The organism is Streptococcus parasanguinis (assembly GCF_047463195.1).
Lineage (GTDB): Bacteria > Bacillota > Bacilli > Lactobacillales > Streptococcaceae > Streptococcus > Streptococcus parasanguinis_R.
Window position 1 is genome coordinate 24,809 of sequence record NZ_JASHEI010000010.1, and the last position, 14,644, is coordinate 39,452.

Consider the following 14,644-nt stretch of genomic DNA (forward strand, 5'->3'; position numbering starts at 1 on the left):
GGAGGTTGAGATCTCTCTCCACCTCATCAACCTATATGCAATTTTCTATAAGCCATGTTTTGTTCCAGAAATGACTAGGTACCATTTCCTTTGATAATCATCTGTCTACTGTTTCCAGTCAGAATGCTATGTTCGTTTCCACGCATTCCATGCCCCGACCAAAGTTTGGGTTGCTAGCTTGAGGGGTTTACCGCGTTCCACTTTTTAGGTTTCCCTAAAAACTACGTCACTGTGGCACTTTCAGAGTTACTAGAGCTTATCCTTAGACTTAGCTCCTTCACTCGCCGTAACTTGAATACCAAGTCCCTAGGCTTATGGATTCACCTAGCACAAACACTACAGGCATCACAGCCTGTGCTAGCATGGACTTTCCTCATGAGAATATTCTCTCACGCGATTATCCAAAAATTGCACAATCTATGGGATTAATAATCGCGATCTACGATCTGTTTCCCAAAAACTTCTTTTTCCAAACGATTGAGACGTTTGAGAATATCAAAGTTCGTCGCTGTTGTCACTTGCGGGTATTCTTGCGTAGCAGTGCTAGCAATCGGAGATGTTTGTGGTGTTTCCTGTGCTTTTTGGGCAAGTTCTTCACGAAGGCGTGCGTTTTCTTCACGCAATTCCTTCACCAAAGCAGCATAGGTTTCATAGTCTTTTATGACATCATCCAAAAATTCATTTACTTCATCTTTATTATAACCACGAACTTCTCGTTTGAAATCTTGATCAAAAATATCTTTCGCAGTAAAAATAATACTCGCCATTACTCTCTCCAATCTAGTTCATCATCTCAATTATATAAAAAAATGGTAAGAAAAATCAAGGTATAACACTTAGTTTTCGTAAAAATTTTCAGCAAGTTCATTTAAGTCATCAAAACTTAATTGTTTGACATAAAATGGTTCTTTTTCTACCATCATTTTGTAAAGATATTTTAAATTGGTTTCATTTTCTGGATCATAAAAAACATAAGCTCCATCCGCGTTATCTATCAAAAACTGATTGTATTCTTTTAGTTGACCCGGATTGCTATAGTGTGGATAGGCATATTTCACGAAATCCACCTGTTTGAAGCGTGCTAATAATTCCTGATTGCTTTCATTCCAATTTTCGCCAACATTCTCAAATAGGAAGATCGTCGCCATTTGAAAATCGTAATCTTTTTTTAATGCAAAGGCGACCTCTAGTACCCAAGCCTCAAATCCCAAATTACCAGAAAAGACCAGCCATTTCACTCCTTCTTCAAATAGACGACGAAGATCTCTTTCAATGGCTTTTTTGATAATGGTCAGTCGAGGGTCTTTATTGGAAAAGACTCCCACATCAAAACTCTTATAACCTGCAACAAGTATGGTATTCATTTTTTCCTCATTATTCTAATTTATGATATAATAGAGTGATGTAATTGTACCAATAAGGAGAACTATGGTCAACTATCCACATAAAGTAGCCAAAAAAACCTTGGTCTCTACACAAAGGAAACATCCAGTCGACTTTGCGAATCGTGGGATGACATTTGAAAAAATGATCAATGAAAGCAATCAATACTATCTTTCTCGAGGTCTAGCAGTCATCCATAAAAAACCAACACCGATTCAAATCGTGAAAGTGGATTATCCACGTCGCAGTCGGGCAAAGATTGTTGAAGCCTATTTCAGGCAAGCCTCAACGACGGACTATTCTGGAGTATACAAGGGACGCTATATCGATTTTGAAGCGAAGGAAACACAGCAAAAGCAATCCATGCCGATGAAAAATTTTCATCAACATCAAATCGATCATATGGAGGCAGTTGTTCAGCAAGGCGGTATCTGTTTCGTTCTCTTGCATTTTGCAAAGTTGAGTGAAACCTACTTACTTCCTGCTCCTGCATTAATTCACTATTACAACATCGATCATGGTAGTAAATCCATGCCCCTCTCCTATATTCAGGAGCACGGCTTTCTAGTAGATAAGAATCGTCTTCCAAGCGTTCCTTATCTTGATATTATCGAACAGAAACTTCTAGGCGGTATTTAAATGAATAAACAAACAGTCATTCAATGGTTGAAATATGTTGCCATCGCAGCCATTTCATTTTTCTTACTTTTATTTGTCCTCGGTGGACTGATATTTAGTTACTATGCTATGAAAGCACCAACCTTGTCTGAAAAAGATTTGGTTGCAACAACATCTAGTAAGATCTATGACAACCAAAATAACTTGATCGCGGATTTGGGAGCTGAGAAACGAATCAATGTCACAGCCAATGAAATCCCTACTGATTTGGTCAATGCTATCGTTGCGATTGAAGACCACCGTTTCTTCAATCACCGTGGGGTCGACATCATTCGGATCGGCGGTTCCTTCCTTCACAACTTACGAGGAGGAAGTCAAGGTGGGTCAACCTTGACGCAACAATTGATCAAGTTAACCTATTTCTCCACTTCAGCCTCTGACCGTACCCTCTCTCGTAAGATCCAAGAAGCTTGGTTAGCAACCCAACTAGAAAAGAAAGCAACCAAACAAGAAATCTTGACCTATTACGTCAATAAAGTATTTATGGCGAATGGGAACTACGGAATGCAGACAGCTGCGAAAAGTTATTACGGAAAAGATCTAAAAGATCTTTCGCTCCCTCAATTGGCACTCCTTGCGGGGATGCCCCAAGCACCAAACCAATACGATCCATACTCCCATCCTGAAGCAGCGCAACAGCGCCGAAACTTAGTATTAAAAGAAATGCTCGATATGAAGACCATTTCTAACAAACAATACGAAGCAGCGGTCAATACACCTGTTACAGATGGTCTGCAAAGTCTCAGTTCTTCAAGCAGTTACCCAGCCTATATGGATAATTACCTAAAAGAAGTGATCGAGCAAGTCGAAGAAGAAACGGGCTACAATTTGTTGACAACCGGAATGGATGTCTATACAAACGTGGATACAGAAGCTCAAAAGAAACTATGGGATATCTACAATACAGATGAATATGTCAATTACCCGGATGATGAAATGCAAGTAGCTTCTACCGTTATTGATGTCAATACTGGTAAAGTCATTGCTCAGCTGGGTTCTCGTCACCAATCCAGCAATGTTTCCTTTGGTACAAACCAAGCGGTTGAAACGAACCGTGACTGGGGTTCAACAATGAAACCAATCACAGATTACGCACCAGCTCTTGAACATGAGGAATATACCTCTACAGCAGCTACTACAACAGATGCGCCATACAACTTCCCTCATTCATCAACGCCTGTCTACAACTGGGACCGTTCATACTATGGTAGCATGTCCATTACCTACGCAATTCAACAATCTCGTAACGTGCCTGCGGTGAAGGCCCTGGAAAAAGTTGGTCTTAAACAAGCTAAGAAATTCCTCAATGGATTAGGGATCGATTACCCAGAAATGGTTTACGCCAACGCTATCTCGAGTAACACTAGCGATTCTAGCAACAAATACGGAGCCAGCAGTGAGAAAATGGCAGCTGCCTATGCTGCTTTTGCCAATGGCGGTACCTATTACAAACCATCCTATGTTAGTCGGGTTGTCTTTAGTGATGGCACAACCAAGGAATTTGAGTCCGAAGGAACTCGTGCAATGAAAGCAACAACTGCCTACATGATGACAGATATGATGAAGACAGTTCTCTTGTCTGGTACCGGTACAAATGCTGCCATTTCGGGAATCTACCAAGCTGGTAAGACAGGTACATCAAACTATGCTGATAACGAAATCGGTAAATTGACAAAAAATGCTTATTCAAATATTGTAACACCGGATGAATTGTTTGTAGGCTACACTCCTGAATATGCCATGGCAGTATGGACAGGTTATTCCAATCGCTTTACACCAGTATTGGATAATGGAATACAGGTCGCAACGGATGTCTACCGTCAAATGATGCTCTATCTTGCTAATAATAATAACTCTGGTCATACGGATTGGACGCAACCAAGTGGACTGTATCGAAGTGGTTCTTATCTCTACTTAAACAATGGTAAGAACAACTACAATAACTACTACTATGAGCCAAGTTATTCCACTGATCAGTATTCGTATGAAGAACCATCGTCTAGCTCTTCGAACGAAGAAAATCAATCTAAACCATCTGAGCCTTCTTCGCAAGACTCTAACAATCATAACGAATAATAGAATGGAGAAGTCGGGCTTTTGCCCGGCTTTTTTTAAAACAATGGTTAAAAAACCAGAACGAATAAAATCTGATTTATTTAGTTAGACTTCCCAGCTTTTTTATTTTTGAGTATATAAAAAAAAGAGCCTTTCGGCTCTTATTAGAATGTAGACAAACTATTTTAAAGCAAAATAAGTTAAGTGATTCTGCAAAAAACAAAATTGAGTTCCAATATTTAAATCGATTTAAGAAAATACTGAAACTTTCCGCTGTGAGAAAAGTGCTTGAAACGTTATTGTTTCAGGCACTCGGAATTATTGAGACCTTAGACTCAATAATTAGTCATGGAACTTTAAAGAAGTTCGCTGACGTCCGTACTCACCTAAGGAAAGTTTTTAAGATATTTTGTCTTCAATCTGAAAAGAGCCTTTCGGCTCTTTTCTATATCATTATTTTGCTAAAGCTCCCATTGGATCCCACGGTGCTAGGACAATTGGTTCTGCTTCATAGGCTGCTAATTCGTCTGCTGTTAGGAATTCTTTACGAACCACGATTTGATAGGTATATTCATCCATCCAAGCATCAGAAGCCACAAAGTAACCATCTGTACCGACCTTGTCTCCCCATGAATTTTCAACCTTCCATTTACGAGGCTGACCTGCTTCGTCTAAATCAACCCCTGTCAAGACCATAGCGTGTGTCATGAGACTTTCTGCATAGTCCAAGCGACCCGCCTTGTCTTGTGTCAAATGAATGTCCATGCCTGCTTCAAAATCGTAGACATCTGTTGCCAGGATTCCGGCTTTACGGTTGCTGACTTGGCCTACATCTGAACCAAACCAGACAGTTTCTCCTGCTTTCATTTGAGCAATAGCTAATTCTTTCAATCGATCCATTGGAACATTTAGGTAGCGGACTGGACGGCTACCAACCACATTGCCCAGCATATCTACGGTGTAAGATTTTCCATATGGCTTATCTGTAGTTGGGGCATTGATAATGGAGACGTAATCGTCTAATTGAAGGTCTACATATTTTTTGTAGAAGCTTTGTGGAGTTAAGCCACTTTCGGTATGGAATTGGTTGTCCTTATCACGGTATGAAAAGTCAAATTCACGCGGAGGCAATCCTAAAGACATAGCCAAGAAGTTAAAGATTTCTTGCAACAACGCTTGTTTCTTGCTCGCAACTGCCTCACTATCTGCGCCTGAGTGAATCAAGTCACGCAAGATTTGCGCATCTTGACGCAAGAGTTTATTGAGGTAGGTGTTCAATTCCCGGCTATTACTTGAAGAAATCGATTCCGGATAAACTGATTTTGGAACCACTCCGTATTTCTCAAAGAGGGATACCACCATATCCCATTGACCACCATCTTGTTGTGGGGTTTGTAGGAGAAAAGCCACCTTACGGCTGGTCAATTCTTGATCTGCTGTAGCAATCACTTGCTCCAAAAACCAGTTTGATTTTTCATACTTATCCCAAAAGAAAGTATGTGCTTGAGACAATTCAAAATCCTCCAATTGGAAGCTTGAAATCATCTTGTGACGGAAGGTATTTAAAGCCGCAAACATCCAACAACGTCCAGATGCTTTTTGGTTTGTCACCTTATCCTTGGTCAAATCAAGTGAAAAAACTGGTGTATTTTCTACTGCACTCTTGCGCGTTTCAAGCGATGCATGGATCCCATTGTGGGTAACAGCATTTTCAAGAGCCGCATATTTCACATTTGCTTCATAATTAGCATAGAGCTGGTCTGTAAATTCTTTCGTTAATTCTGACATAGCAATCTCCTTTTTTCATTATTTACTATTATAATCCTTTGAGCAGAATCTTCAAGTAAAAATCACCCTATAGAGAGGGATTCTGTTTAGAATAGATGATTTTATCCCCGCAATATCCTTTGCGTTGAATGGCATGAGGGATGGTTTCTACATACTGCATTCCTGCCTTTTCCATGACTTTCCCTGAAGCAGGATTTAAACTGACATAAGTGGCTTTGATTTCTTTAAATCCGACTTTGTTCAATAAGAAATCCAAAACAGCTATGACGGCTTCTGTCATGAATCCCCGCCCCCAGAATTTCTTGCCAAGGATATAACCTAGCTCGCATGATTGACTTTCCGGGTCCTGAGAAACCACACTAATATCTCCAATTACCTGATCCAGTGATGTTTTCAAACAAAGCGCCCATTTATAAGTATCTGGTTTACGATACTGTTCGATCCATCTTTTGATCGATTCTCTGGTTCTCTCAGTAGATGCATGGGCATCCCAAGTGACATATTTCAGGGTTTCAGGATCCGAAGCCCAATTTTCAAACATCGCTGGTGCATCTTCCAAAACGAAAGGCCTCAAGTATAAATGCTCTGTCTCTATGACAAGACTTCCAAGATGATTCATAGATTGTCTCCCTTCATTTTTTCATGCAACTTGAACGTTGCAAGTTGGTTACTTTAATCTAGAAGAAAAGGACGGATGAAATCGCCCTTCTTTTTGATGCTTTTCACAATATTGTATGGTGAGACTACGAAATCGAACTCTGCGAGTTACCGATTTCTGTCTCGTTTTCCTATTTTAAGACTCGGGCTAAAAAGGTCCAGTGGACCTTTTTACTCCCAGAAATGATCAAATACTGTGATTGGCAGGTGGCGTTTGTGTTGGCCTTTGTACCACCATTTTTCAATAGTGGCTTGAGCTTCTGGGCTCACTTGTTTGCCTTCTAGGTAATCATCGATTTCATTATAGGTGACACCCAGCGCTACTTCGTCTGCTATTCCTGGTTTTTCTTCTTCCAAATCTGCAGTTGGGATTTTCTCATAGAGAGCAGGATCAGCTCCCAAGGCTTTAAGCAATTGTTTTCCTTGGCGCTTGTTCAAACGGAAAAGGGGTAAAATATCTGCACCACCATCTCCAAATTTTGTGAAGAAACCTGTAATATTTTCCGCTGCATGGTCCGTCCCAATAACGGCTCCACTCCGCGCACCTGCTAAAGCATACTGAGCAATCATGCGACTGCGAGCCTTGATATTGCCCTTGTTGAAGTCGGAGATATCCGTTCCTGTTGCTTCGACAGCGCGTTCCATGGCATCAACTGATTCCTTGATGTTAACGACTAGGCTGACATCTGGCTGGATAAAGGTCAAAGCTTTTTGAGCATCTTCTTCATCTGTCTGTACCCCATAAGGAAGGCGAACAGCAATAAATTGATAGGAGGCATCTCCTGTCTCTGAGCGCATTTCTTCCATGGCTAATTGAGCTAATCGCCCAGCAAGAGTCGAATCTTGTCCTCCTGAGATCCCTAATACAAATGTTTTCAAGAAGGGATGTTTTTTTAGATATCTTTTTAAGAAATCAACCGAGCGGCGAATCTCTTCCTGAGGATCAATGCTAGACTTGACACCCAATTGTTGGATAATCTCTTCTTGCAAACTCATTTTGCTTCTCCTTCTCCATTGGCCTTGTTACGCATTTCCTCGATCAGATCCATCTTATCCTGCCAAATATCTTTGGCCAAGTCAACTGGGTAATGCTGTGGATTGAGGACGCGCTTGTATTCATCCCATAATTGATCGTAATTTTTACGAGCATATTCTTGAATTTCTGATAATGTTGGCAGTTGATAAACCAATTGACCCTCTTTAAAAATATCCACTAAAAGAGGAATGGCCTCAAAGTTTTGGACCGTTTTATTGATGTAGGTATAAGTCGGATGGAACATTTTAAGTTCAGTCAGTTGTGAAACATCTACTCCATCATAAGTGATGTAGTCCCCTTCTGATTTACCTTTTTCACGGCTGGTAATCCGCCAGACTTGCTTTTTACCTGGAGTAGAAACTTTCTCCGCATTATTGGAAAGCTTGATGGTATTGATCATCTCTCCTGCTTCGTTTTCAACAGAGACAATTTTGTATACCGCTCCAAGCGCTGGTTGATCGTAAGCTGTAATTAACTTGGTTCCTACACCCCAAACATCAATTTTTGCTTTTTGCATTTTTAAGTTGAGGATGGTATTTTCATCCAAGTCATTAGAAGCGTAGATTTTAGCATTTGTAAAACCAGCCTCATCTAATTGCTGGCGAACCTTTTTAGAAATATAAGCAATATCTCCTGAGTCAATCCGTACGCCTAGGAAATTGATTTTATCTCCCATTTCACGCGCTACCTGAATAGCTGCAGGGACTCCAATACGAAGAGTATCATAGGTATCGACGAGGAAGACACAATCTTTATGGGTTTCCGCATAAGCCTTAAAGGCCTGGTAGTCATTTCCATAAACCTGTACAAGAGAATGGGCATGAGTTCCTAAAACTGGGATTCCAAAGAGTTTTCCTGCACGAACATTACTAGTTCCATTGGCACCTCCGATGACTGCTGCACGAGTTCCCCAAATGGCAGCATCCATTTCTTGCGCACGACGTGTTCCAAATTCCATCAAAGGCTCATCTTCAATGACTGAACGAATACGAGCAGCTTTTGTTGCTATCAAGGTTTGAAAGTTGACGATATTCAAAAGGGCTGTTTCCACCAATTGACACTGAGCCAGAGGACCCTCTACCTGAACAATTGGTTCATTGGCAAAGACTAAATCTCCTTCTTGAGCAGAACGTACCGTCAATTCCAACTTGAGATCACGAAGATATTCCAAGAAGGCCCCATGATAACCAAGTGACTCTAAATAGGCAATATCGCTCTCAGAAAAACTCAAGTTTTCCAAGTATTTCACAATTCTTTCTAAGCCAGCAAATACTGCGTAGCCGTTTTTAAAAGGCTGTTGACGAAAATAGACTTCAAATACGGCATGTTTATTGTGGATACCTTGATCAAAATAGACTTGCATCATGTTGATTTGGTATAAATCAGTATGCAAGGTTAAACTGTCATCTGGATACATATGTATACCTCTTTTTTATTGATTTGTTCTATGAATTCCTACCATAAAATTAGTACTATTATAGCACATTTCAGCCCTATTGAATACTGAAAGGAAAGCATGAAAAAAATCTGAGACAGGAAGCTCAGATTTTTTTGGATTAAAAGTTTTCTGTGATATATTTATAAACTTCTTGGCCAGCAATCGCACCGTCTCCGACTGCTGTCGTCACTTGACGCAAATCTTTTTGACGAACATCGCCAACTGCAAAAATACCTGGGACTGTGGTTCTCATATGATCATCCGTAACCACCCAGCCATTTTCATCTAAAATACCAAGTTCTGTCGCAAAATCACTGACAGGATCTAAACCGACATAGATAAAGACACCACCGAAGGCTTGCTCTCTAACCTCTCCTGTCTTCACATCTTTTAAAAGGACAGACGTTACTTTTTGTTCACCCTTAATTTCTTCAACAACCGTATTCCAAGCAAAGTGAATTTTATCATTGGCAAAGGCACGATCTTGAAGAACCTTTTGAGCACGCAATTGATCACGACGATGGGCAATGGTCACTGTTTTTGCAAACTGAGTCAAAAAGACAGCTTCTTCTACCGCAGAATCGCCACCACCAACGACCAAGAGATCCTCATCTCTAAAGAAAGCTCCATCACAAACAGCACAGTAGGAAACCCCTCTACTATTTAGCTCCTCTTCACCAGGGACATTCAATGAACGGTGGTTAGACCCTGTTGCAATCACCACGGTTTTAGCTTCAAATTCCCCATCATCTGTGACAATCTTTTTGGTTGCTCCGTGGTCTTCGATGCGCTCTACCTGACCAAACAAATGTTCCACACCAAGATTTTCTAAAGGCTCAAACATTTTTTCAGCCAAGTCTGGGCCACTAATATTCGCATAGCCAGGATAGTTTTCAATGTCAGACGTATTGTTCATTTGACCGCCTGGAATTCCTCTCTCAATCAATGCGACTTTTAAATTGCTTCGTGCTGCATAAAGGGCAGCAGTCATCCCTGCAGGACCTGCTCCAATAATCACTGTATCAAACATACACAACCTCTTTCTGTTTTGTTGTAACCATTATAATTCTAACACGGTCTTTTTGCAATTATCGTGCTTGAAAGATAAACAAAATCCCTATGACCGCAAAGGTTAAAATAGGAATCGTCATGATATCAATTAAGAGGATATCATACAAATGGGCTTGTCGTTGCTTGGCTGTTTTATCTTTCTTCTTAAGGGCACGGTAGCCAATCCAAATACAAGAAGCGATCCCAACTAAAATCGTTGTCGTCACTAAACTTTGTAAATATAAGGACAATAATTTATTTAACATCACGACTCCAAATATTTTTACATTTTCAGAAAACAAACCCAGCTAGCATCGCCAGCTGAGTCTTACCTCTCCTCTATTATATCAAACATAGGTCCGTTTGTAACTAGCAAAGAATTCTTTTGTCCGTTCTTCTTTTGGATGTTGCATGATTTCCTCTGGTGTTCCAGATTCAATAATCCGTCCTTTATCCAAAAATAATACCTTATCTGCTACTTGCGCTACAAAAGACATATCATGGCTGACCAGTACCATGGTTTGTCCTGATTTTGCCGCATTGGCAATGGATTTTTCAACTTCTCCAACCAATTCTGGATCCAAGGCTGAAGTCGGTTCATCCAACAAAAGAACCTCTGGTTTCATGGCCAAGGCACGGGCCAAAGCCACCCGTTGTTTTTGTCCACCTGAGAGGTGACGAGGATAGTGATTTTCACGATCCGATAAACCGACTTTTGCCAGTTCTTCTCGAGCAATTTTCGTTGCTTCTTGATCGGATAACCCCTTCACAACAATGAGCCCTTCTTTCACATTTTCAAGGGCTGTTTTTCTACCAAACAAATTAAACTGTTGGAACACCATGGCCAATTTTCTTCTTAAGGTTAAGATTTGATCTTGAGTAATGTGCTCAAAATCAACTTCGAAATCATCAATCTTAATTCTACCACTATCTGGTGCTTCCAAATAGTTTAAACTGCGTAAGAAGGTTGATTTACCAGCTCCCGAAGACCCGATTAGGGCCACGACTTCCCCTTTTTGAATTTCCAAACTTAGATTATTTAAAACCTTTTGACCTGAAAATGTCTTTGATAATTCTGAAATATAAATCATTAGATCCGGACCTCCTGATCTGGTAAATCAATTGCTACGGGAGTCTCAATATCCAGTCGACGTTCAATGTGACGGCCTAGTATTTCAATGAGAATGTTCACAATCCAGTAAACAATCGATACCGTGATAAAGCGTTCAAAGTACTTCAAATCGCTCCCCCCAATAATCCGTGCTTGAGCAAAAATTTCAACCACACTGGCACTAAAGGCGAGCGAGGTCCCCTTGGTCAAGCCAATGAGAGAGTTGATTAAAGTAGGAGTTGCAACGACTGCTGCATTGGGAATAATAATCCGGCGATAAACTTGACGGTTGGTCATCCCAAGACTACGCGCTGCCTCAATTTCACCAGGATCCACTGATAAAATGGCTGCCCGGATGGTTTCACTCGCATAAGCTGCCTCATTAAAGGCAAGAGCCACAATTGCAAATAACTCAGCTGGAATAGCATTAATATTAAAAGCTGTTCCATAAGACTGATTGATTGCTTTTAAAATAAGAGGAATCCCATAATAGGTCAACATCAACTGAACCAACAAAGGAGTCCCCCGTAAAAAACTGACAAAAACAGCTTGAATCGGGTATAGAATTCGTACACGATTAATTTTGACCAGAGCAAAAATCATGGCAAAAATAATCCCAAAAAATGCGCCTCCTAGGGCTAGTAAAATCGTCACAGGCAATTTTCCTATGACAGACGGAAATGCATCCAATACGGCTCTCAAACTAAACAGCTTGCTATCTGGAACGTGTTTTAAAAAGTCAGCATACCAGTTGGCAGCTAAAAGATTAGTTGTAAACATTTTTGTTACTTCCTTTCTCGAACATAAACATTCTATCACATTCACTATCGGAATTCCAAAAATTGCTACAGAAATAGAAAAATGATAGACTACTCAAATTTAGTCTATCATAATTTTAGACAAGTTCCTAATAGTTTTTCTTTATGGAGTTCATAAAGAAAATCTATGTTTTCTTCTGAACATTTGAAAGAAGGGGTTAGAAAGTTTGGCGTTTGGCCTTACGTTCCGCCCGACCACGCGCACGGTTTTCAGCTCGCTTAGCTTTTCTCCGCTTTTCATCAACTGCCCATTTGATTTTTTTCTTGTAGCCTGGTTTGATTTTTTTCTTTTTCTTCTTCACCAGACCAATCATTTCGATGTCGAGTTTCTCTTGCTTTTTCTCACGATTCGCCCGTCTGTCCCGATCATAAGTATCTTCAATAACCCCATTTTTCAACACTTTCGGTACGAAACGAATGCCCATTTTTTCTAGTTCACGGATATCTGAATCATCACTCGGTTGATAAAGAGTAATAGCGACACCTGGTAGACCATTGCGTCCTGTCCGACCGACACGGTGGACAAAGAAAGAAAGATCTTGTGGAATAGCATCGTTGATGACATGACTCACCCCTTCGATATCAATTCCACGAGCCGCTAAATCTGTGGCCACAATATACTCAAAATCAAGATTTTTAACCTGATTCATGATCCGTTTCCGTTCACGTGGTGGGATATCTCCGTGAATCTTTGCCACTTTCAATCCCTGAGCCACCAAATAGGCATGGAGATCATCTGCTCTCGTTTTGGTATTAACGAAAATCATGGCCAAATAAGGTTGCAAGGTCTTGGTCAATTGGTAAATTTGCTCATTTTTATCCCGACCCTTGGTGGAAACCAGCCAATTATCGATGGTATCTGAAATCACCGTCTTAGTCTTAATTTGCTCCATGACTGGGTTTGAGAGATATTTTTTCAAGAAAGGCTGCAATTTTTGCGGAATGGTGGCTGAAAAAACTAAAAATTGCAGTTGTTGCGGAAGCCTTGAAGCAATCTTATCCACGGTAGACAAGAATCCCATGTCCAGTGTCATATCTGCCTCATCTACCACAAAAGTATGGGCCTTATGAATAGCAAAATCACCAGATGCAACTAGATCATAGATCCGGCCTGGAGTTCCAATCACGATATGTGGTTGTTTGACCTGCAGTTTTTCAATCTGACGGCTTTTATCCGTTCCTCCAACATAATTCACAATCCGAATCTCTTTGTCAGAATGACTAGCGATTTGACGAGCAGCTTGGTAAATTTGCGTCGCCAACTCCCGACTAGGAGCCGTGATGACCGCTTCAACTTGTTGGCTGTCTTCATTTAGAGTTTGAAAAATTGGCAAGAGGAAAGTATGGGTTTTCCCAGAACCAGTCTTTGACTCTCCTACCAAATCATTTCCAGCTAGGACAATCGGAATTAGTTTTTCCTGTACTTCAGTTGCTTCTCTAAAATTGATTTCTTTCAGTGCCTCTTGAATATAGGGCTTAAAATTAAACTCTGTAAATTTCATTTTCTCATTTCCTTTCATGATCTCTATTATTATATCAGAAAAGCTGTCTTCTTGCCTCTCTTATGAGTCATTTTTCCTAACCCGCAAAGTCTCTCTGAGTCAGCAAAAAAACGATGGGCAAGCCCACCGTCGTTTTATAGGTAGAGAAGGACTAGAGTCACGACACTTGTCACCAAGGCAATGCTCCACATAAAGGCATCCACTTTCCATTCTGACCAGTTTTGCCCATTGCCAGAAAGGCCACCCAGTTCTAAATGATGGTGGAAAGGAGTCATTCGGAAAATCCGACGTCCTTCCCCGTAACGTTTCTTGGTCCATTTGAAATAGGTCACTTGTAGCATCACAGAACCTGTTTCAATGACATAGACCAGACCAATCAGGAGCAGCGTCCACTCGACATGCAGAGCCATTGACAAGGCTGCAAGCATCCCTCCAAGAGCTAGACTACCGACATCTCCCATAAAGATTTTAGCTGGCTTGTGGTTGAAGACAAAAAATCCTAGCAAGGCCCCAATCATACTCAAGGTGACAAAGAGAATGTCCCATTTCCCTTGCATATAGGCAATAAAGGAATAGGCACTCAGGCTAATGGCAACGGAGATGCTGGCTAATCCATCAATCCCATCTGTCAAATTGACAGCATTTGAAAAACCAACCAACCAAAATAAAGCAAAGAGAATGTAGAAATGGCCCAAGTAAAGTTCATATCCGAAAACATTCAAAAGGCTTCCTGCACCGTGGCGTTCAGAAAAAATATAGAAGATGATTCCACCAACAAGTTGAAGGGCCAATTTTTGTTTTGGGTTAAGACCTTCATTAATCTTACGAAAAACTTTTAAAAAGTCATCCAAAAATCCAACAATTCCATAAAGAATCAAGATAAATAGAATCAGTTGAACAGAGCGCGTGAAATTTCCAGTCAATACGGTAACGACAAAACTAACTAGAACGGCTGTAATGAGAAATACAACTCCACCCATTGTCGGAGTGCCAGCTTTCGCTTTGTGTTGTTTCACATCTTCATGCATTTGTTGCCCAGAAATATGAGCACGATGGTAAAATCGAATAAAGGCTGGAATAGCAGCCACTGTTAATAGAAACGATACAAGGATCGTAGCAATATACATC

14 protein-coding genes and 1 other RNA gene are annotated in these 14,644 nt (G+C 40.6%); 2 read left to right on the forward strand and 13 right to left on the reverse strand.

The features are described 5' to 3' along the window. Positions 1-43: 43 nt before the first annotated feature. The 3 genes from rnpB to QM870_RS08835 all read right to left on the reverse strand — a co-directional run bounded on the left by rnpB (position 44) and on the right by QM870_RS08835 (position 1,364). Positions 44-409, reverse strand: an RNA gene (gene rnpB / locus QM870_RS08825) — RNase P RNA component class B. A 16-nt stretch (positions 410-425) separates the two neighbouring features. Further along, a complete protein-coding gene (gene gpsB, locus QM870_RS08830; RefSeq protein ID WP_049496141.1) occupies positions 426-767 on the reverse strand; it encodes a cell division regulator GpsB in 342 nt (113 codons plus the stop codon). 69 nt (positions 768-836) lie between these two features. Next, complete coding sequence (locus QM870_RS08835; protein WP_023920293.1) at positions 837-1,364, reverse strand: SLOG family protein; 528 nt, start codon at positions 1,362-1,364, stop codon at positions 837-839. 64 nt (positions 1,365-1,428) lie between these two features. Here QM870_RS08835 and recU point away from each other — a divergent pair, with 64 nt between their 5' ends. Together recU and pbp1a are read left to right on the forward strand one after the other, a co-directional pair. Further along, complete coding sequence (gene recU, locus QM870_RS08840; protein WP_003010355.1) at positions 1,429-2,022, forward strand: Holliday junction resolvase RecU; 594 nt, start codon at positions 1,429-1,431, stop codon at positions 2,020-2,022. Further along, on the forward strand, positions 2,023-4,137 hold the full coding sequence (gene pbp1a / locus QM870_RS08845; protein WP_021154545.1) for a penicillin-binding protein PBP1A: 2,115 nt from the start codon (positions 2,023-2,025) through the stop codon (positions 4,135-4,137). A 432-nt stretch (positions 4,138-4,569) separates the two neighbouring features. Here the strand turns inward: pbp1a and pepC are convergent, their stop codons facing one another. The 10 genes from pepC to mraY form a co-directional block, all read right to left on the reverse strand. Continuing rightward, the gene (gene pepC / locus QM870_RS08850) at positions 4,570-5,904 is read right to left on the reverse strand and encodes an aminopeptidase C (RefSeq protein WP_009732326.1); all 1,335 of its coding nucleotides are present in this window, start codon (positions 5,902-5,904) and stop codon (positions 4,570-4,572) included. 67 nt (positions 5,905-5,971) lie between these two features. Further along, positions 5,972-6,523, reverse strand: coding sequence for a GNAT family N-acetyltransferase (locus QM870_RS08855; protein ID WP_349977295.1), 552 nt, complete (start codon positions 6,521-6,523; stop codon positions 5,972-5,974). A gap of 209 nt (positions 6,524-6,732) precedes the next feature. Then, a complete protein-coding gene (nadE, locus tag QM870_RS08860) occupies positions 6,733-7,557 on the reverse strand; it encodes an ammonia-dependent NAD(+) synthetase (protein ID WP_414369330.1) in 825 nt (274 codons plus the stop codon). Then, positions 7,554-9,014: a nicotinate phosphoribosyltransferase gene (locus QM870_RS08865; protein WP_313790661.1), complete on the reverse strand. Its 1,461-nt coding sequence runs from the start codon at positions 9,012-9,014 to the stop codon at positions 7,554-7,556. Before QM870_RS08865 ends, nadE begins: the two co-directional genes overlap by 4 nt. 139 nt (positions 9,015-9,153) lie before the next feature. Continuing rightward, the gene (gene trxB, locus QM870_RS08870; RefSeq protein ID WP_049474369.1) at positions 9,154-10,065 is read right to left on the reverse strand and encodes a thioredoxin-disulfide reductase; all 912 of its coding nucleotides are present in this window, start codon (positions 10,063-10,065) and stop codon (positions 9,154-9,156) included. Between the two features lie 58 nt (positions 10,066-10,123). Next, complete coding sequence (locus QM870_RS08875; protein WP_003003995.1) at positions 10,124-10,351, reverse strand: DUF4059 family protein; 228 nt, start codon at positions 10,349-10,351, stop codon at positions 10,124-10,126. Between the two features lie 81 nt (positions 10,352-10,432). Beyond that, positions 10,433-11,176: an amino acid ABC transporter ATP-binding protein gene (locus QM870_RS08880; protein ID WP_003003991.1), complete on the reverse strand. Its 744-nt coding sequence runs from the start codon at positions 11,174-11,176 to the stop codon at positions 10,433-10,435. Continuing rightward, a complete protein-coding gene (locus QM870_RS08885; RefSeq protein ID WP_070506166.1) occupies positions 11,176-11,976 on the reverse strand; it encodes an amino acid ABC transporter permease in 801 nt (266 codons plus the stop codon). Before QM870_RS08885 ends, QM870_RS08880 begins: the two co-directional genes overlap by 1 nt. Before the next feature lie 196 nt (positions 11,977-12,172). After that, a complete protein-coding gene (locus QM870_RS08890) occupies positions 12,173-13,516 on the reverse strand; it encodes a DEAD/DEAH box helicase (RefSeq protein WP_301362607.1) in 1,344 nt (447 codons plus the stop codon). 134 nt (positions 13,517-13,650) lie between these two features. Continuing rightward, complete coding sequence (mraY, locus tag QM870_RS08895) at positions 13,651-14,643, reverse strand: phospho-N-acetylmuramoyl-pentapeptide-transferase (RefSeq protein WP_201037378.1); 993 nt, start codon at positions 14,641-14,643, stop codon at positions 13,651-13,653. Position 14,644 lies beyond the last annotated feature (1 nt).